Origin of the sequence: Paracoccus sp. S-4012 (assembly GCF_009674885.1) — a bacterium.
Lineage (GTDB): Bacteria > Pseudomonadota > Alphaproteobacteria > Rhodobacterales > Rhodobacteraceae > Paracoccus.
The window spans coordinates 588,359-609,676 of sequence record NZ_WKKA01000001.1 but is presented as its reverse complement, the minus strand read 5'-3'; the positions used below and the strand labels follow the sequence as shown (position 1 = coordinate 609,676).

23 protein-coding genes and 1 tRNA gene are annotated in these 21,318 nt (G+C 70.7%); 15 read left to right on the top strand and 9 right to left on the bottom strand.

Annotation, left to right across the window (positions count from 1 at the left end; genetic code table 11):
- Positions 1 to 44 precede the first annotated feature (44 nt).
- The 4 genes from guaD (at position 45) to truA (ending at position 3,420) form a co-directional block, all read left to right on the top strand.
- On the top strand, positions 45 to 1,319 hold the full coding sequence (gene guaD, locus GI374_RS03025) for a guanine deaminase (RefSeq protein ID WP_154335509.1): 1,275 nt from the start codon (positions 45 to 47) through the stop codon (positions 1,317 to 1,319).
- A gap of 40 nt (positions 1,320 to 1,359) precedes the next feature.
- A tRNA-Gly gene (locus tag GI374_RS03020) sits at positions 1,360 to 1,433 on the top strand.
- A gap of 150 nt (positions 1,434 to 1,583) precedes the next feature.
- On the top strand, positions 1,584 to 2,570 hold the full coding sequence (locus tag GI374_RS03015) for a 5-bromo-4-chloroindolyl phosphate hydrolysis family protein (protein WP_154335508.1): 987 nt from the start codon (positions 1,584 to 1,586) through the stop codon (positions 2,568 to 2,570).
- Between the two features lie 13 nt (positions 2,571 to 2,583).
- Complete coding sequence (gene truA / locus GI374_RS03010; RefSeq protein WP_154335507.1) at positions 2,584 to 3,420, top strand: tRNA pseudouridine(38-40) synthase TruA; 837 nt, start codon at positions 2,584 to 2,586, stop codon at positions 3,418 to 3,420.
- Here truA and GI374_RS03005 read toward each other — a convergent pair.
- Complete coding sequence (locus tag GI374_RS03005; protein ID WP_370515107.1) at positions 3,353 to 3,973, bottom strand: sugar transferase; 621 nt, start codon at positions 3,971 to 3,973, stop codon at positions 3,353 to 3,355. The two genes, truA and GI374_RS03005, sit on opposite strands and share 68 nt — an antisense overlap.
- A gap of 310 nt (positions 3,974 to 4,283) precedes the next feature.
- On the opposite strand from GI374_RS03005, the gene GI374_RS03000 reads away from it, so the two are divergent.
- The 9 genes from GI374_RS03000 (at position 4,284) to GI374_RS02960 (ending at position 12,244) form a co-directional block, all read left to right on the top strand.
- Positions 4,284 to 4,844: a NifU family protein gene (locus GI374_RS03000; RefSeq protein ID WP_154335505.1), complete on the top strand. Its 561-nt coding sequence runs from the start codon at positions 4,284 to 4,286 to the stop codon at positions 4,842 to 4,844.
- On the top strand, positions 4,834 to 5,418 hold the full coding sequence (gene tsaB, locus GI374_RS02995) for a tRNA (adenosine(37)-N6)-threonylcarbamoyltransferase complex dimerization subunit type 1 TsaB (protein WP_154335504.1): 585 nt from the start codon (positions 4,834 to 4,836) through the stop codon (positions 5,416 to 5,418). The genes GI374_RS03000 and tsaB overlap by 11 nt, the downstream gene beginning before the upstream one ends.
- The gene (locus GI374_RS02990; RefSeq protein WP_154335503.1) at positions 5,415 to 5,834 is read left to right on the top strand and encodes a GNAT family N-acetyltransferase; all 420 of its coding nucleotides are present in this window, start codon (positions 5,415 to 5,417) and stop codon (positions 5,832 to 5,834) included. Before tsaB ends, GI374_RS02990 begins: the two co-directional genes overlap by 4 nt.
- 76 nt (positions 5,835 to 5,910) lie before the next feature.
- Positions 5,911 to 6,900 (top strand): BMP family protein, encoded by a 990-nt coding sequence (locus GI374_RS02985; RefSeq protein WP_154335502.1) that lies wholly within the window; start codon positions 5,911 to 5,913, stop codon positions 6,898 to 6,900.
- Positions 6,900 to 8,567 (top strand): ABC transporter ATP-binding protein, encoded by a 1,668-nt coding sequence (locus GI374_RS02980; RefSeq protein WP_229582470.1) that lies wholly within the window; start codon positions 6,900 to 6,902, stop codon positions 8,565 to 8,567. Before GI374_RS02985 ends, GI374_RS02980 begins: the two co-directional genes overlap by 1 nt.
- Positions 8,564 to 9,655 (top strand): ABC transporter permease, encoded by a 1,092-nt coding sequence (locus tag GI374_RS02975; RefSeq protein WP_154335501.1) that lies wholly within the window; start codon positions 8,564 to 8,566, stop codon positions 9,653 to 9,655. Before GI374_RS02980 ends, GI374_RS02975 begins: the two co-directional genes overlap by 4 nt.
- Positions 9,655 to 10,620, top strand: coding sequence for an ABC transporter permease (locus GI374_RS02970; RefSeq protein WP_154335500.1), 966 nt, complete (start codon positions 9,655 to 9,657; stop codon positions 10,618 to 10,620). The genes GI374_RS02975 and GI374_RS02970 overlap by 1 nt, the downstream gene beginning before the upstream one ends.
- Positions 10,604 to 11,404 (top strand): purine-nucleoside phosphorylase, encoded by an 801-nt coding sequence (locus GI374_RS02965; RefSeq protein ID WP_154335499.1) that lies wholly within the window; start codon positions 10,604 to 10,606, stop codon positions 11,402 to 11,404. Before GI374_RS02970 ends, GI374_RS02965 begins: the two co-directional genes overlap by 17 nt.
- 45 nt (positions 11,405 to 11,449) lie before the next feature.
- Entirely contained in the window at positions 11,450 to 12,244 is a 795-nt protein-coding gene (locus GI374_RS02960) for a glycosyltransferase (RefSeq protein WP_195759812.1), read from the top strand.
- A 4-nt stretch (positions 12,245 to 12,248) separates the two neighbouring features.
- On the opposite strand, the gene mnmH is transcribed toward GI374_RS02960, so the two are convergent.
- Together mnmH and GI374_RS02950 are read right to left on the bottom strand one after the other, a co-directional pair.
- Positions 12,249 to 13,346 (bottom strand): tRNA 2-selenouridine(34) synthase MnmH, encoded by a 1,098-nt coding sequence (gene mnmH, locus GI374_RS02955; protein WP_154335497.1) that lies wholly within the window; start codon positions 13,344 to 13,346, stop codon positions 12,249 to 12,251.
- Position 13,347: 1 nt separating this feature from the next.
- The gene (locus tag GI374_RS02950; RefSeq protein WP_154335496.1) at positions 13,348 to 13,911 is read right to left on the bottom strand and encodes a L,D-transpeptidase; all 564 of its coding nucleotides are present in this window, start codon (positions 13,909 to 13,911) and stop codon (positions 13,348 to 13,350) included.
- Positions 13,912 to 14,025: 114 nt separating this feature from the next.
- Here GI374_RS02950 and GI374_RS02945 point away from each other — a divergent pair, with 114 nt between their 5' ends.
- Entirely contained in the window at positions 14,026 to 14,667 is a 642-nt protein-coding gene (locus GI374_RS02945; protein ID WP_154335495.1) for a GDSL-type esterase/lipase family protein, read from the top strand.
- Positions 14,668 to 14,669: 2 nt separating this feature from the next.
- Here GI374_RS02945 and GI374_RS02940 read toward each other — a convergent pair whose 3' ends face one another.
- The 4 genes from GI374_RS02940 to GI374_RS02925 form a co-directional block, all read right to left on the bottom strand.
- Entirely contained in the window at positions 14,670 to 15,188 is a 519-nt protein-coding gene (locus tag GI374_RS02940) for a copper chaperone PCu(A)C (protein ID WP_154335494.1), read from the bottom strand.
- Between the two features lie 161 nt (positions 15,189 to 15,349).
- The gene (gene rpmB, locus GI374_RS02935; protein ID WP_154335493.1) at positions 15,350 to 15,637 is read right to left on the bottom strand and encodes a 50S ribosomal protein L28; all 288 of its coding nucleotides are present in this window, start codon (positions 15,635 to 15,637) and stop codon (positions 15,350 to 15,352) included.
- 129 nt (positions 15,638 to 15,766) lie between these two features.
- Positions 15,767 to 16,390, bottom strand: a complete 624-nt coding sequence (locus tag GI374_RS02930; protein ID WP_154335492.1) for an inner membrane-spanning protein YciB — start codon at positions 16,388 to 16,390, stop codon at positions 15,767 to 15,769.
- Positions 16,391 to 16,444: 54 nt separating this feature from the next.
- Complete coding sequence (locus GI374_RS02925) at positions 16,445 to 17,395, bottom strand: thioredoxin family protein (RefSeq protein ID WP_195759811.1); 951 nt, start codon at positions 17,393 to 17,395, stop codon at positions 16,445 to 16,447.
- Positions 17,396 to 17,618: 223 nt separating this feature from the next.
- Between GI374_RS02925 and acnA the strand changes: the two genes are divergently transcribed.
- On the top strand, positions 17,619 to 20,402 hold the full coding sequence (acnA, locus tag GI374_RS02920; RefSeq protein WP_154335490.1) for an aconitate hydratase AcnA: 2,784 nt from the start codon (positions 17,619 to 17,621) through the stop codon (positions 20,400 to 20,402).
- 61 nt (positions 20,403 to 20,463) lie between these two features.
- On the opposite strand, the gene GI374_RS02915 is transcribed toward acnA, so the two are convergent.
- Complete coding sequence (locus GI374_RS02915) at positions 20,464 to 20,976, bottom strand: RES family NAD+ phosphorylase (RefSeq protein WP_154335489.1); 513 nt, start codon at positions 20,974 to 20,976, stop codon at positions 20,464 to 20,466.
- The gene (locus GI374_RS02910) at positions 20,960 to 21,310 is read right to left on the bottom strand and encodes an antitoxin Xre/MbcA/ParS toxin-binding domain-containing protein (RefSeq protein WP_154335488.1); all 351 of its coding nucleotides are present in this window, start codon (positions 21,308 to 21,310) and stop codon (positions 20,960 to 20,962) included. Before GI374_RS02910 ends, GI374_RS02915 begins: the two co-directional genes overlap by 17 nt.
- Between the last annotated feature and the right edge of the window lie 8 nt (positions 21,311 to 21,318).

The window sequence follows — 21,318 nt, the reverse complement described above, 5'->3', positions numbered from 1 at the left end:
CGGGGCTTCTTCTGTCCTCAAATATCCATTCTTCGGGGGCAACCATGCAGCTCATCCGCGGCCGTGTCGTCAGTTTCGACGCCGATCCCCTGGCCGGAACCGTCCCGCCGCTCGACATCGAGGACGGCGCGGTGCTGGTCGAGGACGGGCGTATCGCCGCCGTGGGCGAATGGGCGGACCTCGCGCGCCCCGGCGTTCCGGTGGCGGACCATCGCGGCCGGATCATCCTGCCCGGCTTCATCGACCCGCATATCCACTTCCCGCAGCTTCAGGTGGTGGCGAGCTGGGGGACCGAGCTGCTCGACTGGCTCAACCGCTACACCTTCCCGGCCGAGGCGCGCTTTGCCGATCGCGCCCATGCCAAGGCGATGTCGCCGCGGTTCCTCGACGCGCTGATCCGGGCCGGGACGACCACCGCCTGCTGCTACTGCTCGTCGCACAGGGTGTCGGCCGAGGCGCTGCTGAGTGAAGCGGAACGCCGCGGTATGGCCCTGATCGCGGGCAAGGTGATGATGGACCGCAACGCGCCCGAGGCGGTGCGGGACACGGCGCAGTCGGCCCATGACGACACCGAGGCGCTGATCCGCGACTGGCACGGGCGCGGCCGGCTGCAAGTCGCGATCACTCCCCGCTTCGCGATCACCTCGACCCCGGCGCAACTCGAGGCGGCGGGCGCGCTTGCCGCCGCGCATCCCGAGGTCCTCGTGCAGACCCACATCTCCGAGAACCACGCCGAGATCGCCCTGACCGCCGAGCTTTTCCCCGAGGCCCGCGACTATCTCGACGTCTATGACCGCGCCGGGCTGCTCTCCGACCGGCTGCTGCTCGGCCACTGCCTGCACCTGACCCCGCGCGAGATCGCCCGCATGGCCGAGGCGCAGGCGCGGGCGGTGGCCTGCCCGACCTCGAACCTGTTCCTCGGCTCCGGCCTCTTCGACCACGCGGGGCTGCGCGCCGGGGGCATCCCGACCGCCCTCGCCACCGACATCGGCGGCGGCACCTCTTGGTCCATGCTGCAGACGCTCGGCGAGGCATACAAGGTCGCCGCCATGCGGGGCGAGCGGCTCCACGCCTTCGACGCCTTCCACTGGGCCACTGCCGGGAATGCCGAGGCGCTGCACCTCGGCCACCGCCTCGGCCGCATCGCGCCCGGCTACGACGCCGACCTGATCGCGCTCGACCCCCGCGCCACGCCCGAGATGGCGCTGCGGATGGAGGCGGTCGAGACGCTCTCCGAGGCGCTGTTCCTGCTGCAGGTCATGGGCGACGACCGCGCCGTGGCGCAGACCTGGATCGCGGGGCGCGCTGCGAAGGCTTGACCTTGTCTGAAACCCGGTGCGCCCCTATACCGGTCCCGTCGCGGGTGTAGCTCAATGGTAGAGCAGCAGCCTTCCAAGCTGAATACGTGGGTTCGATTCCCATCACCCGCTCCACCCCTTTCCCCGGAACGCCGCGCGCCCGCCCGCCGTTGACCGGGCGACACACCCGCCGGAGCCGCCGATGTCGCGCAACGCCATGAGCCGCTTGTCGTTCTTCCTGCTGATGGGGCTCACGCTCTACGCCTCGCTCGTGGGGGCGGGCTGATGGCGATCCGGTTCGGGGGGCGCTACTCGCCGGGCGCGAAGGCTGAGGCCGAGGCGAACCTGCCCGCGCGGGCGGTGCCGGGCAAGATCCACCACCGGCTGGAGGGCCGCACGACCTGGATCACGGTCGCGGGCGTCCCGTTCCTGCTCGGCGCGTTCTTTCAGGACCCGGTGGGTATGGCGACGAACCTCGCGGGCTTCGGCATCCTCGCGGGCGGCATGTTCATGACCCGGCAGGGGCTGCAGGCCGAAGCTGCCTATGATGCACGGCGCATCGCGCGCCGGCCGGCGATCCCGCGCAAGCTGTTCGGCGGCGTACTGACCGGCCTCGGCCTCGCGGTGGGTGCGGTGGAGCCGGGGACTGGCGCGATGGCAGGCGCGGGCGTCATTGGCCTCATGGGGGCGGCGCTGCACTGGTTCTCGTTCGGGCCCGACCCGATGAAGGACAAGGGCATGGAAGGCATCGACCCTGTCCAGCAGGACCGCGTGGCGCGCTTCGTCGAGGAAGCCGAGGGTTACCTCGCCGCCATGCGCGATGCGATCCTGCGGACCCGTGACCGCGGCCTCGAGGCACGGGTGGAGCGGTTTGCGGGCGTCGCGCGCGGCCTCTTCCGGCGGGTGGAGGAGGACCCGGGCGACCTGACGGCGGCGCGGCGGTACCTGGGCGTCTACCTGATGGGCGCGCGCGACGCGACGGTGAAGTTCGTGGACCTCTACGTCCAGACCCAGGACGCGTCGGCCCGCGCGGCATGGGAGGCGCTGATCGCCGATCTGGAGACCAACTTCGCCGCCCGGACCCGCAGCCTCATGCAGGGCAGCCGCGCCGACATGGACATCGAGATCGAGGTCCTCCGCGACCGCCTCGCGCGCGAGGGCGTGCGGGTGCCGCAGCCGGCGCCGGAGCCCGAGATGCCCCGACTCGAAGGCGACCGCGGGCAGCGGCTGGACGACCTGCTGCACGAGACCGGCTGGAAAGAGCGCCGCTGAGGCGCCCGAGTCGATGCCTCGTTACGCGCTGAAGATCGAATATGATGGCCGGCCCTTCGCGGGCTGGCAGGCGCAGGCCGGGCTGCCTTCGGTGCAGGGCGCGGTGGAGCGGGCGCTCGCGGCGCTCGATCCGGGCTTCGCGGCGGGGGCGCGGATCGCGGCGGCGGGGCGGACCGATGCAGGGGTCCATGCGACCGGGCAGGTGGCGCATGCGGACATGGCCCGCGACTGGGCTCCCGACCGGCTGCGCGATGCGGTGAACGCGCATCTGCGGCCTGATCCGGTGGCGGTGCTGGCCATCGCGCGGGTCCCAGACGACTGGCACGCCCGCTTCTCGGCGGTGGAGCGGCGGTATCTGTTCCGCCTGCTCTCCCGCCGCGCGCCCGCGGTGCTGGACGCCGGGCGCGTCTGGCAGGTGCGCCATGCGCTCGACCTCGACGCCATGCGCGAGGGGGCGGCGCATCTCGTCGGGCGGCATGATTTCACCACGTTCCGCTCGACCATGTGCCAGTCGAAAACCCCGGTGAAGACCCTGGACGAGATCGCCATCGACGCCGTCCCCGTTCCCCACGGAACCGAGTTCCGCCTTGCGCTCCGCGCCCGCAGCTTCCTGCACAACCAGGTGCGCAGCATCGTCGGCACGCTCGAGCGGGTGGGCGCCGGGGCATGGCCGCCCGCGCGCGTGGCCGAGGCCCTCGCCGCGCGCGACCGCGCCGCCTGCGGGCCGGTCTGCCCGCCGCAGGGGCTCTGCCTCACCGGGGTGGGCTATCCGGCGGACCCGTTCAGCGCCGGCGGCGCTTCGGGGCTGCATGACGGGGGCGGAAGACCGTCGCCACGGTGTGGCAGATGATCCAGGTGTCGAGGCCGATGGTCCGCCGCTGCCGGTAGATCTCGTCGATGCGGAGCTTCGTCGGCAGGCAGCGGCGGTAATAGGTCGCCTCGGTCGCCTCCGGCGTGGCGCAGGCCGCCATGATCCGGTCCTCGTGGCGGTGATAGATCAGCGTGGCGAGGCCGGTGACGCCGGGCCGGCAGCGCAGGGTCGAGGCGAAGCGGGCTGGGAAACGCTCGACATATTCGCGCAGCGGCGGCCGGGGGCCGACGAAGCTCATGTCGCCCTTGAGGATGTTGAAGAGCTGCGGCAGCTCGTCGATCCGCGTGCGCCGCAGGAACGCGCCGATCCCGGTGATGCGCCAGTTCTTGTGCGCGCCGGAGGCGCCGCTGTCGGTCTCGTCCCGGGTCATGGTGCGGAACTTCCACTGCGTGAACTCCTCGTTCACGCCCTTCATCCGCGGCGCGGCATAAAGGATCGGCCGCCCCTGACGCACCGCCAGAACCACCGCGACGGCAGCCATGACGAAGGACAGCGGGACCAGCAGCAGAAGCGCCAGGCTGATATCGAACACCCGCTTGCCGAGCGGCATCCGGCAGACAGCGAACCCGGGATTGGCGAACCCGGCTTCAAGCGCGGAGACTTCGCGCGCACCGAGACCATCCCAGTCCTGCCTGATCGTCACCCGATAACAGCCTCTGCCCCGCGCCGGTCCGGCGTCTGTCATTGTCCTTCTGGATAGCAGCAGATGCCCGGAAAGGGAACTGATGCCGCCGCAATCCGCGCTTGTCCGGCGGAAAATCGCCGCAGGCGTGGGCAAGGCGCATCACCTTGACCTCTGCGGTCGCGGCCCACATATCCTTGGCAAGCAAGGGGGCACGCCAATGTTCATCCAGACCGAGACCACGCCGAACCCGGCAACCCTGAAGTTCCTGCCCGGCCGCACCGTGCTGGCGCAGGGGGCGGCCGATTACCCGGCGCCGGAGGCGGCCGGGGAGTCGCCGCTGGCGACGCGCATCTTCGGCGTCAAGGGCGTGCGCGGGGTGTTCCTCGGCAGCGACTTCGTGACCGTCACCAAGGATCAGGAGACGCCCTGGGATCACCTGAAGCCCGGCGTTCTCGGCGCGATCATGGAGCATTTCCAGTCGGGCGAGCCGGTCGTCACCGGCGGCGGAGAGGGCGATGACGGCCATGCCGCCCATGCGCCCGAGGATGACGAGGTCGTCAGCCAGATCAAGGAGCTGCTCGACACCCGCGTGCGGCCGGCGGTGGCGCAGGACGGCGGCGACATCACCTTCCACGGCTTCGACCGCGGGGTGGTCTATCTGCACATGAAGGGCGCCTGCTCGGGCTGCCCGTCCTCGACCCTGACGCTGAAGATGGGGATCGAGAACCTGCTGCGGCACTACGTCCCCGAGGTGGTCGAGGTCCGTCCTGTCACCTGAGCCGCTGATCCTCGGCTTCGACACATCGGCCGCGCATTGCGCGGCCGCTTTGCTTTGCCCCGGCGAATGGGTGGAAACGGTCCACGAGGAGATGCCGCGAGGGCAGGCCGAACGGCTGTTTCCGATGCTCGAGGCGCTGCTGGCCGGGCGCGGGGCGGAGTGGCGCGACCTTGCCGCCATCGGTGTCGGCATCGGTCCGGGCAGCTTCACCGGGGTGCGGATCGCGGTTGCGGCGGCGCGCGGGCTGGCGCTTTCGCTCGACATCCCCGCGATCGGCGTGACCACGACCGAGGCGATGGGTTTCGGCCTGCCGCGCCCCTGCCGCGTCGTGCTGCCCGGACCGGGCGGGCAGTCGATCTGGCAGGACTTCCCCGAGATGGAGCGCCCGGAGCTCGGGGCCGACCCGCCCCCCGGCCCGCCGGAATACCCGCAGCCCGTGCCGCTGGCCGAGGCCGTCGCCCGCATCGCCGCCTCGCGCATCGCCCATCCCGGGGCACGGCCGGCGCCGCTCTACCTGCGCCCGGCCGACGCCGCGCCCGCGCGCGACCAGGGGCCGGCGATCCTGCCCGGATGACGCCGGACGACCTCGCCGCGCTGCATGCGCGCTGCTTTACCGCGCCCCCGCCCTGGAGCGCGGCAGCCTTCGCCGACATCCTGTCGCTGCCCGGCGCCTTCCTGATCCTGCAGCCCGGCGGCTTTCTCGTGGGCCGCGTCGTTGCCGATGAGGCGGAGCTGCTGACCCTCGCCGTCGCGCCCGAGGCACGGCGGCACGGCCTCGGACGTGCGCTCTGCGAGGGCTTCGCCGCCGCCGGCCGGGCGAATGGAGCCGCAAGCGCCTTCCTCGAGGTGGCCGAGGACAACGCCCCCGCCCGCGCCCTCTACGCCGCCGCCGGCTGGCGCGAGGCGGGCCGCAGGCGCGGCTATTACGGACCCGGCCGCGACGCCATGATCCTGCGTCTCGACCTCTCCCTGGCCGAAGATAGCCGTTGACCGGGCGCGCCCGCTGCGGACTAAATCCCGTCGATGCCGCGGGCCCTGCCCGCCAACCCTCGGGAGGGGACCACGGATGCCCATGCTCAAGACCCTGCTCGCCGGCGCCGCCGGCCTCGCGCTGACCGCGGGCCTCGCCGCCGCCGAACCGGCGCTGATCTTCGATCTCGGCGGCAAGTTCGACAAATCCTTCAACGAAGCCGCGCATATGGGCGGCGAACGCTGGAAGGCCGAGACCGGCGGCACCTACAAGGAGCTGGAGATGCAGTCCGAGGCGCAGCGCGAGCAGGCGCTGCGGCGGCTGGCCGAGACCGGCGCCAACCCCATCGTGATGACCGGCTTCGCCTTCGGTGACGTGCTCAACCAGGTCGCCCCCGACTACCCCGACACGAAGTTCGTCATCATCGACATGGTGGTCGAGCAGCCGAACGTGCAGTCGGTCGTCTTCACCGAGGAGCAGGGCAGCTACCTCGCCGGGATCATGGCCGCGATGGCCTCCGAGAGCGGGACCGTGGGCTTCATCGGCGGCATGGACATTCCGCTGATCCACAAGTTCGAATGCGGCTACCGGCAGGGCTTCATGGCCACCCGGCCCGACGGCAAGGTCCTCGTCAACTACACCGGCACCACCCCGGCGGCGTGGAACGACCCGGTGAAGGGGGGCGAGCTGGCGCGGGCGCAGATGTCGCAGGGCGCGGACGTGATCTACGCCGCCGCGGGCGGCACCGGGATCGGCGTGCTCCAGACCGCGGCCGACGAGGGCATCCTCTCCATCGGCGTGGACAGCAACCAGAACCACCTGCATCCGGGACAGGTGCTGACCTCGATGGTCAAGAAGGTGGACAACGCCGTGTTCGAGGCCTTCACGGCCGGCGAGGCGGTGGAGCCGGGGGTGCGGGTCATGGACCTCGCCTCCGAGGGCGTCTCGGTCGCGGTGGACGAGAACAACAAGGACCTCGTGACCGACGAGATGCAGGCGGCCGTGGACGAGGCGACGGCGAAGATCGTCTCGGGCGAGATCCAGGTCCACGACTACATGACGGACAACACCTGCCCGGTAAGCTGATGGCGGCACCCGCCGCGATGCCTGACGAGGGGCGGCCCGATGCGGCCGCCCCGCCCGCCATCGAGCTTCGCGGCATCTCCAAGGCCTTCGGCCCGGTGCAGGCCAACCGCGCCATCGACCTCACCGTCGCGCGCGGGACGATCCACGGCATCGTGGGCGAGAACGGGGCCGGGAAATCGACGCTGATGTCGATCCTCTACGGCTTCTACCGCCCCGATGCGGGGGAAATCCGCGTGAACGGCGAGCCCCTCGTGATCGCCGACAGCCAGACCGCGATCCGGGCGGGCATCGGCATGGTGTTCCAGCACTTCAAGCTGGTCCGCAACTTCACCGTGCTGGAGAACGTGATCCTCGGGGCCGAGGACGGCGCGCTGCTGCGGCCCTCGCTCGCCCGCGCGCGGGCGGAGCTGACGGGCCTCGCGCGCGACTACCAGCTCGAGGTGGACCCCGGCGCAGTCATCGACGAGCTGTCGGTCGGGCATCAGCAGCGGGTGGAGATCCTGAAGGCGCTCTACCGCCGAGCCGACATCCTGATCCTCGACGAGCCGACGGGCGTCCTGACCCCGGCCGAGGCCGACCACCTGTTCCGCATCCTCCGGGGCCTGCGGGACGAGGGCAAGACGATCATCCTCATCACCCACAAGCTGCGCGAGATCATGGAGGTGACGGATGCCGTCTCGGTCATGCGGCGCGGCGAGATGGTGGCGACGGTGAGGACCGCCGAGACCTCGCCCGCGGAACTGGCCGAGCTGATGGTCGGCCGCAAGGTGCTGCTGCGGGTGGAAAAGCCCGCGGCCCGCCCCGGCGAGCCGGTGCTGGAAATCCGCGGCCTACGTTTGATCGACGCGGAAGGGGTGGAGCGGTTGCGGGGCATCGACCTCGACCTGCGCGCGGGCGAGATCCTCGGCATCGCCGGGGTCAGCGGCAACGGGCAGTCGGAACTGCTTGAGCTGCTCGGCGGCTTCCCGGAAGTGGCGGCGAAGCTCTCGGGCGAAGTGCGGATGGCGGGGCGTCCGATCCCGCTGACCGGCCGCGGTGCCGATGCCGCCGGACGCCGGGCCCTCGGCATCGCCCATGTGCCCGAGGATCGCCAAGCCGAGGGCCTCATCATGGACTTCCACGCCTGGGAAAACGCGATCTTCGGCTATCACGGCGATCCCGAATGGGGGGCTGCGCTGCTGCGAAACGACCGCATCCGCGCCCATGCGGCCGCCGAGATGGAACGTTTCGACGTCCGCCCCCTCGACGCCGACCTGCCCGCCAAGAGCTTCTCCGGCGGCAACCAGCAAAAGCTCGTCTGCGCCCGCGAGATGGAGCGGCACCCCGCCCTGCTGCTCGTCGGCCAGCCGACCCGCGGCGTCGATATCGGCGCGATCGAGTTCATCCACCGCCGCCTGATCGAGCTGCGCGACGCCGGGACGGCGATCCTGCTGGTCTCGGTCGAGCTGGACGAGGTGATGGCGCTGTCCGACCGGATCGCGGTCATGTTCGACGGGCGCATCATGGGCGAGCGCATGCCGGGCGAGACGACGCCCGGGGAGCTGGGGCTGCTGATGGCGGGCGTCACCGATACCGGCCGCGCGCCCGACGCCGCCGGCATCCCGCCGGGCCACCGCCCCGAGCCGCCCGACCCCGCGCACCCGCATGAGGGGGGCCTGCCCCAATGAGCCGCTGGGCCGACGTGATCCTCACCCCGCTGCTCTCGCTGCTGCTGGCCTTTGCCATCTCCGCCCTGGTGATTCTCGCCATCGGCGAGAGCCCGGTCGAGGCGCTCAAGGTCATGGTCACAGGCGCGCTCGGCTCCAGCTATGGTTGGGGCTTCACGCTCTACTACGCGACCAACTTCATCTTCACCGGGCTTGCCGTCGCGGTCGCCTACCACGCCGGCCTCTTCAACATCGGCGGCGAGGGGCAGGCGGCGCTCGGCGGCCTCGGGGTGACGCTGGTGCTGCTGGCCGTGCCGTGGCCGCACTGGCTCCTCGCCCTGCCCGCCGCCGCTGTCGGCGCGGCCGCCTTCGGCGCGCTCTGGGCGCTGATCCCGGCCTGGCTGCAGGCCCGGCGCGGCAGCCACATCGTCATCACGACGATCATGTTCAACTTCATCGCCGCGGCGCTGCTGAACTACGTCCTCGTGAACCTGCTGCGCCCGGTGGGTAGCATGGACCCGGCCTCGGCCCGCTTCCCCGAAGCCACGAACCTGCCGAAGCTGACCGATTTCTTCGCGCTGATCGGTGTCGAATGGGGCCGCAACACGCCCGCCAACGTCACCTTCCTCGTGGCGCTGCTGGCGCTGTTCGGCGTCTGGCTGCTGATCTGGCGCACCCGCCTCGGCTACGAGATCCGCGCCTTCGGCCGCTCCGAGAAGGCGGCGCTATATGCCGGCATCTCGCCGGTCAGGATCACCGTCATCGCCATGCTGATCTCCGGCGGGCTGGCGGGGCTGATGGCGATCAACAACGTCATGGGCGAGGCCGAGCGGCTGGTCCTCAACGCCGTCGAGGGCGCGGGCTTCATCGGCATCGCGGTCGCGCTGATGGGCCGCAACCACCCTGTCGGCATCCTGCTCGCGGCGCTGCTCTTCGGGTTTCTCTACCAGGGCGGGGGCGAGCTGGCCCTCTGGACCTCGATCCCGCGCGAGCTGATCGTCGTGATCCAGGCGCTCGTGATCCTGTTCACCGGCGCGCTCGACAACATGGTGCGGATGCCGCTGGAACGGGTGTTCTCGCCGCGCAGCGCGCAGGGGTCGCCGCGCTGATGGATTACGCGACCATCCTGCAGATCCTCGACAGCGCCGTGCGGCTGATGACGCCGCTGCTGCTCGCCTGCCTCGCGGGCCTCTATTCCGAGCGCGCGGGGGTCTTCGACATCGGCCTCGAGGGCAAGATGCTGATGGCGGCCTTCGCCGCGGCCTCTGTCGCCGCGGTGACAGGCAGCGTCTGGCTGGGGCTGATCGCGGGGATAGCGGGCTCGCTGATCCTCGCGGCGGTGCACGGGCTCGCTTCCATCACCTTCCGCGGCAACCAGCTGATTTCGGGCGTGGCGATCAACTTCCTCGCCTCCGGCCTGACGGTGCTGCTCGGGCAGAAGATCTTCGGCCTCGGCGGCCGCACCCCGTCGCTTGCGGGCGACGCCCGCTTCGGCCCCGTCACCCTGCCCCTCGCCGAGACGCTGCGCGGCGTGCCCGTCCTCGGCCCCTTCTACGCCGAGGTGATCTCCGGCCACACGCCGCTCGTCTATGTCGCGCTTATCGCCGTGCCGCTGACCTGGTGGCTGCTGTTCCGGACCCGCTTCGGCCTGCGGCTGCGCGCGGTGGGCGAGAACCCGGCGTCGGTTGACACGGCCGGGGTCTCGGTCACGCGGCTGCGCTACGCGGCGGTCGCCATCGCCGGGCTGCTCTGCGGCATTGCCGGGGCCTATCTCGCCACCGGCCTTTCGGCGGGGTTCGTGAAGGAGATGACCGCGGGCCGAGGCTTCATCGCCCTCGCGGCCCTCATTTTCGCCAAGTGGCGGCCCTGGCCGGCGCTCGGCGCCACCTTCCTCTTCGGCCTGTTCGAGGCGATCGCCAACCGCTATCCGAACATCGAGATCGGCCCCGTCACGATCCCGTCCATGTTCATGAACGCCCTGCCCTATATCCTGACCGTCATCATCCTCGCCGGCTTCGTCGGCCGCGCCATTCCGCCGCGCGCGGGCGGAGAGCCCTATGTCAAGGAACGCTGACCTCGCCGCCCTCGTGCGCGACCGCGCGGGCGCCGAGCCGCCGGAACTGGGCCTGATCCTCGGCTCCGGCCTGGGGCATCTTGCGGGCGCCGTCGAGGGCGTGGCGATCCCCTATGCCGACCTTCCGGGCCTCCCCCATGCGGGCGTCAGCGGCCACAACCCGCAGCTGGTGATCGGCCAGCTGGAGGGCCGCCGGGTCGCGGTCTTCGGCGGCCGGGCGCATTACTACGAGAGCGGTCGCGCCGACGCGATGCGCCCGGCGCTGGAACTGCTGCGCGATCTCGGCTGCGAACGGCTGATCCTGACGAACGCCGCTGGCTCGCTGCGCCCGGACATCCGCCCCGGCGGGCTGATGCTGCTCTCCGACCACATCTCCTTCGCCGGGACCAACCCGCTGATCGGCGAGGCCTCCGACGCGCGTTTCGTCCCCATGACCGACGCCCATGATCCCGACCTGCGCACCGCCCTGAAATCCGCCGCCGCGGCCGAGGGCGTCGCCTTGCCCGAAGGCGTCTACTGCTGGTTCTCCGGCCCCAGCTTCGAGACCCCGGCCGAGATCCGCGCGGCCTGCATCCTCGGCGCCGACGCGGTCGGCATGTCCACCGTCCCCGAGGTGATCCTCGCCCGCTTCCTGGGCCTGCGCTGCGCGGCGGTGTCGGTCATCACCAACATGGGCGCGGGACTGTCGGCCGAGGCGATCAGCCACGAGCACACGAAGGCCATGGCGCCTCTGGGTGCCGCGAAGCTGGAACGCGTGCTGCGGCGGCTCCTGCGTCAGAGCTGACGCGGGCCCGGTGCCGCGGGCCGATTACCGGATGGAATGACGGCTATGGAATGGTTCTTCGGCTACAGCGGGAATGCGGCCAAGTGGTTCAGGGACATGATCAAGGTCGCCGTCCTTTCCGCGAGAGCGAACACCAGCCTTGAGCCGCACTGCCTTTTCGACGGAGAGGACGATGGCCTGACGGAATGGCTGCGGCGAAACGGGGTGACGGTTCACAGGACCGCCGTCCCGTTCAAGGACGAGTTGTCCTCGCAGGCGGTGGTCGCCGCAAACGAGGGAACGCCCTACAACCCCGCGAACGCATCCGGCCATTTCCTGCGGCTGCTCGTTCCCGATTTCTCGAGCGGCGGCATTTCCCTCTACACCGATTGCGACGTGATGTTCACCGGCGAGCCTGACTTCGGGACCATCGACATCTTCGGCGCCTGCGCAGAGCTGGGGAAGGACGGCCGGCCTTCGCCAAGATCATTCAATTCCGGCGTCATGGCCATCAACAATGAACGCTTCGCCCGCGAACGCCCGAGGTTGATCAGGTTCTTTCGCTCGAAAAACTTCTACAGCCGCAAGGCCCAGTCCTATGATCAGGTGCTGCTCAACATCCATTTCAAGCGCAAGTGGAACATGATGCCGCCATATCTCAACTGGCGGCCATGGCAGGGCGTCGACGAACGCGCCAAGATCGTCCATTTTCACGGCCCCAAGCCGCAGCGCATCGAGGCGATCCTGCGCGGCGATCATCTTCGGGACGAGGCGGGCCTGATCGGGTACATCAACCGGGACAGAGGCGCCTATCAGGCCTATCACGACATGTTCCGGTCGTTCCTCGCCGAGGCAGGGTGAAGGCTCACTCCGACAGCGGGCGCCGACAACCGATCCCTTGTGCGCCGCCGTGCCGAGGCAACCGTGCCTCCACCGCGCCCGCAGCCGCCTCGATCCCGGCGGCATCCAGCCGCGGCAGGGGGATCGCCCCGGCCATCCGCTCGGGGTAGCGGTCGCGGTGCTTGCGGTAGCGCGGGTCGTAATGCGCCTGCATGAGGCCCAGGGCGAGGGCCTCCCATTCGCCGCGCGCCGCCATCCCGCGCCAGTCGGCGATCCGCTCGCGCGGATGAGCGGGCGCGAGGCGGGACAGGATGGCGTCCACCTCGCCCGGCGCGGCGCTGATTTCGCGGTAGGTGGCGGCGGTGAAGCGGGCGCGTTCCTCCACCGGCACCTCGAGGCGCAGGCGCGGGGCGGCGGTGATCGCGGCCCAGATCGATTGCGGCAGGCTGCGGTCGCCGACGCGGCTCGATTCGGCCTCGATGACCACGGGCCGGGCGGGGTCGACACCCTCCAGCACGGCGGCGAGGCGGCCCTCGAACATCGCCTGGGAGGGCTGGCCGCCCGGCATGCCGCCGAAGAGGCTGCCGCGGTGGTTCGCCAGCCCCTCGAGATCCACGACCTGAACCCCGCGGCGGGCGAGCGCCGCCAGAACCGCCGTCTTGCCCGACCCGGTGTCGCCGTCCAGCACCCAGACCGGCGAGACGATCGGCGTTTCGCTGACCCGCGCCACGACCAGCCGCCGCCATGCCTTGTAGCCGCCCTCGAGCACCGTCACGCGCCAGCCGATCTGGTCGAGGATCGTGGCAAAACCGCCCGAGCGCATCCCCCCGCGCCAGCAATGGACCAGCGGCCGCCAGCCGCCCCCGCGCGTGCTGAGCGGCCCGGCGATGTGGCGCGCGGCGTTGGCCGCGACGAGCGCCGCGCCCATGCGCCGGGCGTGGAAGGCCGAGACCTGGCGGTAGTCGGTGCCGACCCGGACCCGCTCCTCATCCGTCAGCACGGGCAGGTTGATCGCGCCGGGAAGGTGGTCCTCGGCGAACTCGGCGGGGGTGCGGACGTCGATGATCTCGTCCACGCCGGGCGCGGGCACCGCGACCGAATGCGGCGCCTGCCGCGTCAGCATGTCAGTAGACGTAGACCGGGGTGCCCAGCGGGACCTGGTCGAAGAGGCTGATGACGGCCTCGTTGCGCATGCGGATGCAGCCGTTGCTGACGGCGCGGCCGATCGAGCCGGGCTCGGTCGTGCCGTGGATGCGGATCGCGGTGTCGTGGCCGTTGGCGTAGAGATAGAGGGCGCGGGCACCGAGCGGGTTCGACGGGCCGCCCGGCATGCCGTTCTCGGCGTATTTGGCGTAGGCGCCGGGGTTGCGCTCGATCATCGCGGGGGTCGGCTTCCAGCTCGGCCATTCGACCTTGCGGCCGATCTCGGCCCGGCCCTTCCAGACCAGCTCGTCGCGGCCGACGGCGACGCCGTAGCGGATCGCGCGGCCGGGCGCGATGACGTGATAGAGGTAGAAGTCGTCGCTGACGACGATGATCGAGCCGACCTCGAAGCCGTCGCGGATCGCGACCTCGGTCGGCCCCCAGGGGTCGGCGGTCTGCGGAGTGGTCGCGGCATGGCTGAAGCGCGGCAGGGCCGGCGCGATCAGCGCGGCGGCGGTGAGCATGAGGATCTGGCGGCGGGTCATGGGCTGTCCCTTGCGGCTTTTGTCACAGCGGCTACCGGTTTCGGCGCATACGGGCAACACAAAGCTCAGTGAGCCGGCATTGCGCCGCCGTCTGCGGGCACCCATCCTCGCCGGATGGACCGCCGCGCCCTCCTGCTCGCAGCCGCCGGAACAGCCGTCGCGCGGCCCCTCCGGGCCGAGGCGCCGCTGAAGATCCTGGTCTTCGGCGACAGCCTCGTCGCGGGTTACGGTCTGTCCGCGGACGAGGGCTTCGTCCCGGCACTGAGCCGCTGGGTCGAGGCGCGCAGCCGGCGGCCGGTGCGGCTGATCGGGGCCGGGCTTTCCGGGGATACGAGCTATGGCGGCCGGGTGCGGATCGGCTGGGCGCTGCGTCACGAGCCCGACGCGGTGATCGTCGAGCTTGGCGCCAACGACATGCTGATGCGGCTCTCGCCCCGGGCTGCGGCGCGCAACCTCGATGCGATCCTGCGGCGGGCGGGCGATGACGGGCGCAGGCCGCTGCTGCTGCTGGGGATCGGCGCGGTCGGGCCGGAGGCGTTCCGCGCCGCCTGGGACGGCATCTGGGCGCCCCTCGCGGCGCGGCACGGGGCGTTGCTGGTCCCGGACCTCTATGCGGTGATCCGGGCGCAGCGGGAGCCTGGCGACTGGTTGCAGGCCGATGGCCTCCACGCCTCGGCCCGCGGGGTCGCCTCGATGGTGGCACTCGCCGGGCCTTCGGTGCTGGAGTTGATCGCGCGGGCCGAGGCCCGCCGCTGATCTCAGTGCCCGTGGGCGGCCATGCCGCCGTGGCCGTTGTTGAGGTTGTGGAGGTTGTCCACCGGGATCTCGACCGCCAGCGTGCCGCAGGCGCCGAAGTCGAGCGTCAGCGCGACCGTGTCGCCCTGCGCCAGCGGCTGCGCCAGACCCATGAACATGATGTGATCGCCGCCCCGCTCGAGCGTGCGGCTGCCGCCGGCCGGGATGGTGAGTCCCTCCTCGACATGGACCATCTGCATCACGCCATCGACCTCGCGATGGGTGTGCAGCTCGATCCGCTCGGAGGCGTCGCCGGTGGCGCCGGTCAGGGTGCAGTCCTGCGCGCCCCGGTTCTCGATCACCATGAAGGCGGCACCGGTCATCGGATTGGCGCTGCGGACATAGGCCTCATGGATGGCGAGCACGGCGTCGGGGGCGGGCTCGGCCTGGGTCGCGCGGGTATCCGTGTCGGAGGCGGCCTCCTGCGCCGCCGCGGCGAGCGCGAGGGCCGCGGCGCCTGCCGCGAGAATGCCTGTCTTCATCGGTCTGTCCTCGAAAGGGGGAAGGGGTGCGCGGCGGCTCCGGGGCACGTCAGCCTCTGGGGAGGGCGCGGCGCGAATCGCCTCTGGCGCAACAGGCATGGCCCCACGCCGACTCGACGCGGGGCCATGCAGGGGGCGGGCCGCAAGGGCCCGGCCGGGTATCAGGCCTCGGCCCGGTTCTTCTCGATCTCGCGCTTGATCCGCTGCGCGCGGACCGAAAGCTCGGTGTCGCGGGCCTTGGCGAGGAAGGCGTCGAGGCCGCCGCGGTGGTCGACCGAGCGCAGGCCATGCGCCGAGATCCGCAGCGAGTACGACTTGCCGGTCGATTCCGACAGCAGCGTGACCTCGTTAAGGTTCGGCAGGAAGCGGCGGCGGGACTTGTTGTTGGCGTGGCTGACGTTGTTCCCGGTCATCGGGCCCTTGCCGGTCAGTTCGCAGACGCGCGACATGGCGTAGTTCCTTCGGTTGCACGCGGGCGGAGGCTTCGTGGGCGGCCAGCCCGGAAAGTTGAACGGGCGCCGCGGGAAGCGGGCGCCCGGAAATCCGTCGCGAGCATCTAGCCCCCGCGGCCCGGCGCGTCAAGAGGGCGGCGGCACCGGCCCCGGCCCCGGCTCGTCGCCCGTCACCGCGTAACGCTGGTAGAGGCCCGACTGGGCGATGAAGAACGCAAACAGGATCGCGGTGAGGCCGAAGGTCTTGAAGTTGACCCAGGCGGCCTCGGACATGGTGCGCCAGACGATCTCGTTCAGCACCGCGAGGCCGAGGAACAGGCCGATCAGCCGCCCTGTCAGCACCCGCCAGCCCTCGGCCCGCATCGGCAGCGCCTCGCCCATGACGAGCTGCAGCCAGTTGCGGCCCAAAAGCCAGCCGGTCCCGAGAAGCCCGGCAAAGATCAGGTAGATGATCGTGGGCTTCATCTTGAAGAAGCGCGGGTCGTTCAGCCACAACGACAGCCCGCCGAACACCAGCAGCAGCACCGCCGTCATCGCCTGCATGACCGAGAGCTTGCCGGTCAGCCGCCACAGGACCAGCGTCGAGGCGACCGCGACCGGCACGAAGATGAGCGTCGCGGCCATGAAGCCGGAGTACTCGGCCCCGCCGATGATGATGCTGCTGTCGCGCAGCAGCCAGTAGGCCACGAAGAACAGGAGCAGCGGCCCGTATTCGAGCGTCGGCTTCACCCAGGGGCTGATCTTTCGCATCGCGTCTCCTCCGAGCCGGGGTTGTCGCTCAACCCGGTCGCGCCGGCAAGCGCGTCAGTCGATCGTGACCGCCGCCAGCACCTTTCCGGGCAGCCCGCCGCGGCCGTATTCCTGCACCAGCACGGCGTGGCGAGTGTCCGAGGGCAGCGCCTCGTGCATGCCCGCGCGCGGCGTCACGGTGATCCGCAGCGGGGTGCGGCCGTCCCACTCGGAGAGCCGCTCGAAGGACAGCACGATGTTGGTGTAGCTGACGGTCTGGCCGATGTTCTCGCCGCCCTGGATGGCCACGCGCCGCGAGGGCAGGTAGCGCACCAGCTCGACCGCCGCATGGCCGCGCGGCAGCGCGCCGGGGGCGAGGTCGAGGACGATCCGCTCGCCCTCGCGGCGGGAGGTGACGCGGACCGCGGCGGGCTCGCGCAGGTGGCTGCGGATCAGCGCCGCGAGATCGGCCGGGGCGGCGTCGATCAGCGTGTCCACGCCGCCGATGATGATCTGCGGCGTGTAGACCCCGCGCTCGCCGTTGCGGCGGCCATAGGCCTGCTGACGGGCGGTGAACTCGGGGCGGGCGAAGCCGTCGGGCCAGCCGAGATAGTCCCAGTAATCGACATGCAGGCTGAGGGGCAGCACGTCCGCGCGCTCGGCCAGATCCGCGAGGAGCGCGTCGGCGGGCGGGCACGGCGCGCAGCCCTGCGAGGTGTAGAGTTCGATCAGCACACGAGGCGCGACAGGAGGGAGCGCCGGCGCGGGCGCGGCCGGGCCGCCCCCGGCGATGGAGCGGGTGCCGCCCGGCGGGGTCGCGGCCTCTGCCGCGGCGGGGGCGAGGCCGCCCGGCTGCAGCGACATCGCCCCGGCGGGCTCGGACGGACCCTCGCGGATCGAATCCATGACGCTCGCGACCGAATCGTCGGCGTCGATGGTCGGCATCTCGTCGGAGGTGGCGGGCACGGCCAGGGCAAGCAGCCCGGCGGCGACGGCGGCCCGCAGCGCCGCCCTCCGGCGGCGCATCAGGAAGGAGGCGGCAGCGGCAATCATGTCATGTTCTTAATCAAGCCCGGAGCCGCCGCCCAATCACTGCTGGGTGACTCGGCCGCCGGGCGCCGCTCGCACCGCCTTGAAGCCCGCGTGATCTCGGCATACCATTGCATACAATTCGCACAGAGATGTTGCCAAGCCCGCCCCGTGCAGGCAATGCACATCAGCCACGCCCCTCGAGCCGCAAGGAGCCGCCATGCCGATCGTCACCGGAACCGACAGCGCCAGAACCCGCCGAGAGCTTTCGGCAGGCGGCGCCACCGTCAGCTACTACTCGATCCCCGCCGCGACCGAGGCGGGCCTCGGCGATTTCTCGCGCCTGCCCGCGGCGCTGAAGGTCGTGCTCGAGAACATGCTGCGCTTCGAGGACGGCGGACGCACCGTCTCGACCGACGACATCCGTGCCTTTGCCGCCTGGGCGCAGGGCGGCGGCAAGTCCGAGCGCGAGATCGCCTACCGCCCGGCCCGCGTGCTGATGCAGGACTTCACCGGCGTCCCCGCAGTGGTGGACCTCGCCGCGATGCGCGACGGCATCGTGGCGCTCGGTGGCGACGCGCAGAAGATCAACCCGCTGAACCCGGTGGACCTCGTGATCGACCACTCGGTCATGGTGGACGAGTTCGGCACGCCGCGCGCCTTCCAGTTCAACGTCGACCGCGAATACGAGCGCAACATGGAACGCTACCAGTTCCTGAAATGGGGCCAGAGCGCGTTCGAGAACTTCCGCGTGGTCCCGCCCGGCACCGGCATCTGCCATCAGGTCAACCTCGAATACCTCGCCCAGACCGTCTGGACCGACACCGACCAGACCGGCGCGACCGTGGCCTATCCCGACACCCTCGTCGGGACCGACAGCCACACCACGATGGTCAACGGCCTCGCGGTCCTCGGCTGGGGTGTCGGCGGGATCGAGGCCGAGGCCGCGATGCTGGGCCAGCCGATCTCGATGCTGATCCCCGAGGTCGTGGGCTTCAAGGTCACCGGCGCGCTGCGCGAGGGCGTGACCGCGACCGACCTCGTCCTCAAGGTCGTGAAGATGCTGCGCGACCACAAGGTGGTGGGCAAGTTCGTCGAGTTCTACGGCGACGGCCTCGACAACATGCCGCTGGCCGACCGCGCGACGATCGCCAACATGGCCCCCGAATACGGCGCCACCTGCGGCTTCTTCCCGGTGGACGGTGAGACGCTGCGCTACCTGCGCCAGACCGGCCGCGACGAGGCGCGCATCGCGCTTGTCGAGGCCTATGCCAAGGCCAATGGCATGTGGCGCGACGCCGCCTATGACCCGGTCTACACATCGACGCTGCACCTCGACCTCGGCGACGTGGTGCCGGCGATTTCCGGCCCCAAGCGGCCGCAGGACCACGTGCCGCTGGACGAGGCGGCGCAGACCTTCAAGGCCTATATCCAAGGCCTTCCGGCGCCCAAGGCGTCCGCCGCTCAGAAGGCCAAGATGACGGCCGAGGGCAACGCGCCGATGCCGAAGCCCGGCCAGATCCCGGGCGGCGACCGGACCGGCTCCATCGAGCGCGGCGCGGTCGAAGGCGCGGACTACTGTCTGAATGACGGCTCGGTGGTGATCGCGGCGATCACCTCCTGCACCAACACCTCGAACCCCTACGTCATGGTCGGCGCCGGGCTGCTGGCGCGGAAGGCGCGCGCGTTCGGGCTGAACCGCAAGCCCTGGGTCAAGACCTCGCTCGCCCCCGGCTCGCAGGTCGTCAGCGAATATCTCGAAGCTGCTGGCCTGCAGGAGGATCTCGACGCGCTCGGCTTCGACCTCGTGGGCTTCGGCTGCACCACCTGCATCGGCAACTCCGGCCCGCTGGAAGCGCCGATCAGCAAGGCGATCAACGACCACGACCTCGTGGCGGTGAGCGTCCTCTCCGGCAACCGCAACTTCGAGGGCCGCATCTCGCCCGACGTGCGCGCGAACTACCTTGCCAGCCCGCCGCTGGTCGTGGCCTATGCGATCGCCGGGGACATGAACATCGACATCACGAAGGAGCCGCTCGGCACCGGCAAGGATGGCCAGCCGGTCTATCTGAGGGACATCTGGCCCAGCTCGCAGGAGGTCAGCGACATCGTCCACAAGGTCGTCACGCGCGAGATGTTCCAGTCGAAATACGCCGACGTCTTCAAGGGCGACGAGCGCTGGCAGGCGGTCGAGACCACCGACAGCGAGACCTATGACTGGCCGCCGACCTCGACCTACATCCAGAATCCGCCCTACTTCCAGGGCATGTCCAGGGAGCCGGGGACCATCGCGGACATCGAGGGCGCCCGCGTCCTCGCGCTGCTGGGCGACATGATCACCACCGACCACATCTCGCCGGCGGGCTCGTTCAAGCCGACGACGCCGGCCGGCCAGTACCTGGTCGAGCGGCAGGTCCCGCCGTCGGAGTTCAACAGCTACGGCTCGCGGCGCGGCAACCACGAGGTGATGATGCGCGGCACCTTTGCCAACATCCGCATCAGGAACGAGATGCTGGACGGCGTCGAGGGCGGCTACACCAAGGGGCCGGACGGGCAGCAGACCTCGATCTACGACGCCGCGATGGCGTGGAAGGACCGCGGCGTGCCGCTGGTGATCGTCGGCGGCATCGAATACGGCGCCGGCTCCTCGCGCGACTGGGCGGCGAAGGGCACCAACCTGCTGGGCGTCTCGGCCGTGATCGCCGAGAGCTTCGAGCGCATCCACCGCTCGAACCTGGTCGGCATGGGCGTGATCCCGTTCGAGTTCACCGGCGGCGACAACCGCAAGACGCTCGGCCTAAAGGGCGACGAGGTGATCTCGATCAGCGGTCTGGCTGACGGGTTGCGGCCGCTGGCGATGGTCCCCGCGACGATCCGCTACGCGGACGGGACCGAGAAGACGGTGCAGCTGAAGGCGCGGGTCGATACGGAGGTGGAGATCGACTACCTCAAGAACGGCGGCGTGCTGCACTACGTGCTGCGGAATCTGGCAAAGGCGGCCTGACGCCAAGCCCCTGCGAAGACGCGAAAGCCCGCCCTTACCGGCGGGCTTTCTGCTCCATGGGCTATCGCAGCCGTCCCTCGGCATCGTTCACGCGCAGCCCTCCGTCCCAGTCCCACAGCACGAGGTTGCGCGCGCCGGGCTGGGCAGTGCGGGCGAAGCTCGGGACCAGCATTTCCGCATAACCCGCCGCGATCAGCGCCTCGGCGACCTCCCGTCGCGGCGCGAGGCCATCCGCCATCCGCAGCCGCCAGTCTGGCGCGGACGGCGCCTCCGGTTCGATGCCCCGCGCCGCGAGGGCATGGGGATCGGTCGCGGCGAACACCGGCTCGATGTCGGCGGTATAGCTGACCAGCGTCACGGGCTGCAGCGGCTGCCCCACCTGCGACGCCTCCGCGATCGCGATCAACGGGTCGAGCGCGGCGTAGAGCGCCGCCCTGCCCCGCGCGTTGAACCGCCCGCCATGGCGGCGCGCGCCCTCGCCCGAGAGCGGCGCCTGCATCCAGCGGGGGTTCAGCGCACGGTAGAGCGTGCCCAGCCAGCGGATCGAGGGGCTCGGCTCAGGCGAAGACGCCATCATCCACGGCGTCGAGATACTCCATCACCTCGGCCGCCCGTCCCTCGCGGACGAGCGCCATCGCGGTGAGCCCACCGAAGCCGGCCAACGGCTCGGAACGATACCAGGCGAAGGCGATCAGGTCCGAGCCGAAGCGGGGGGCGACGCGGTTCAGGATCTCGACCATCTCGCGCAGCCGCGTTTGCGTGCGCGGACTGGTCACGCGATCCTTCCGCATCAGAGCGTCGCGGCCAAGGCCAGTCGAGGGCGCCACCTCCTCCTGCGTGGTGTGGAGCGCCTCAGCGATGCGCCGGGGCGAGAAGCTTCCGTGTTCGGCGTAGGCGGCGAGCCCCATGACAACCT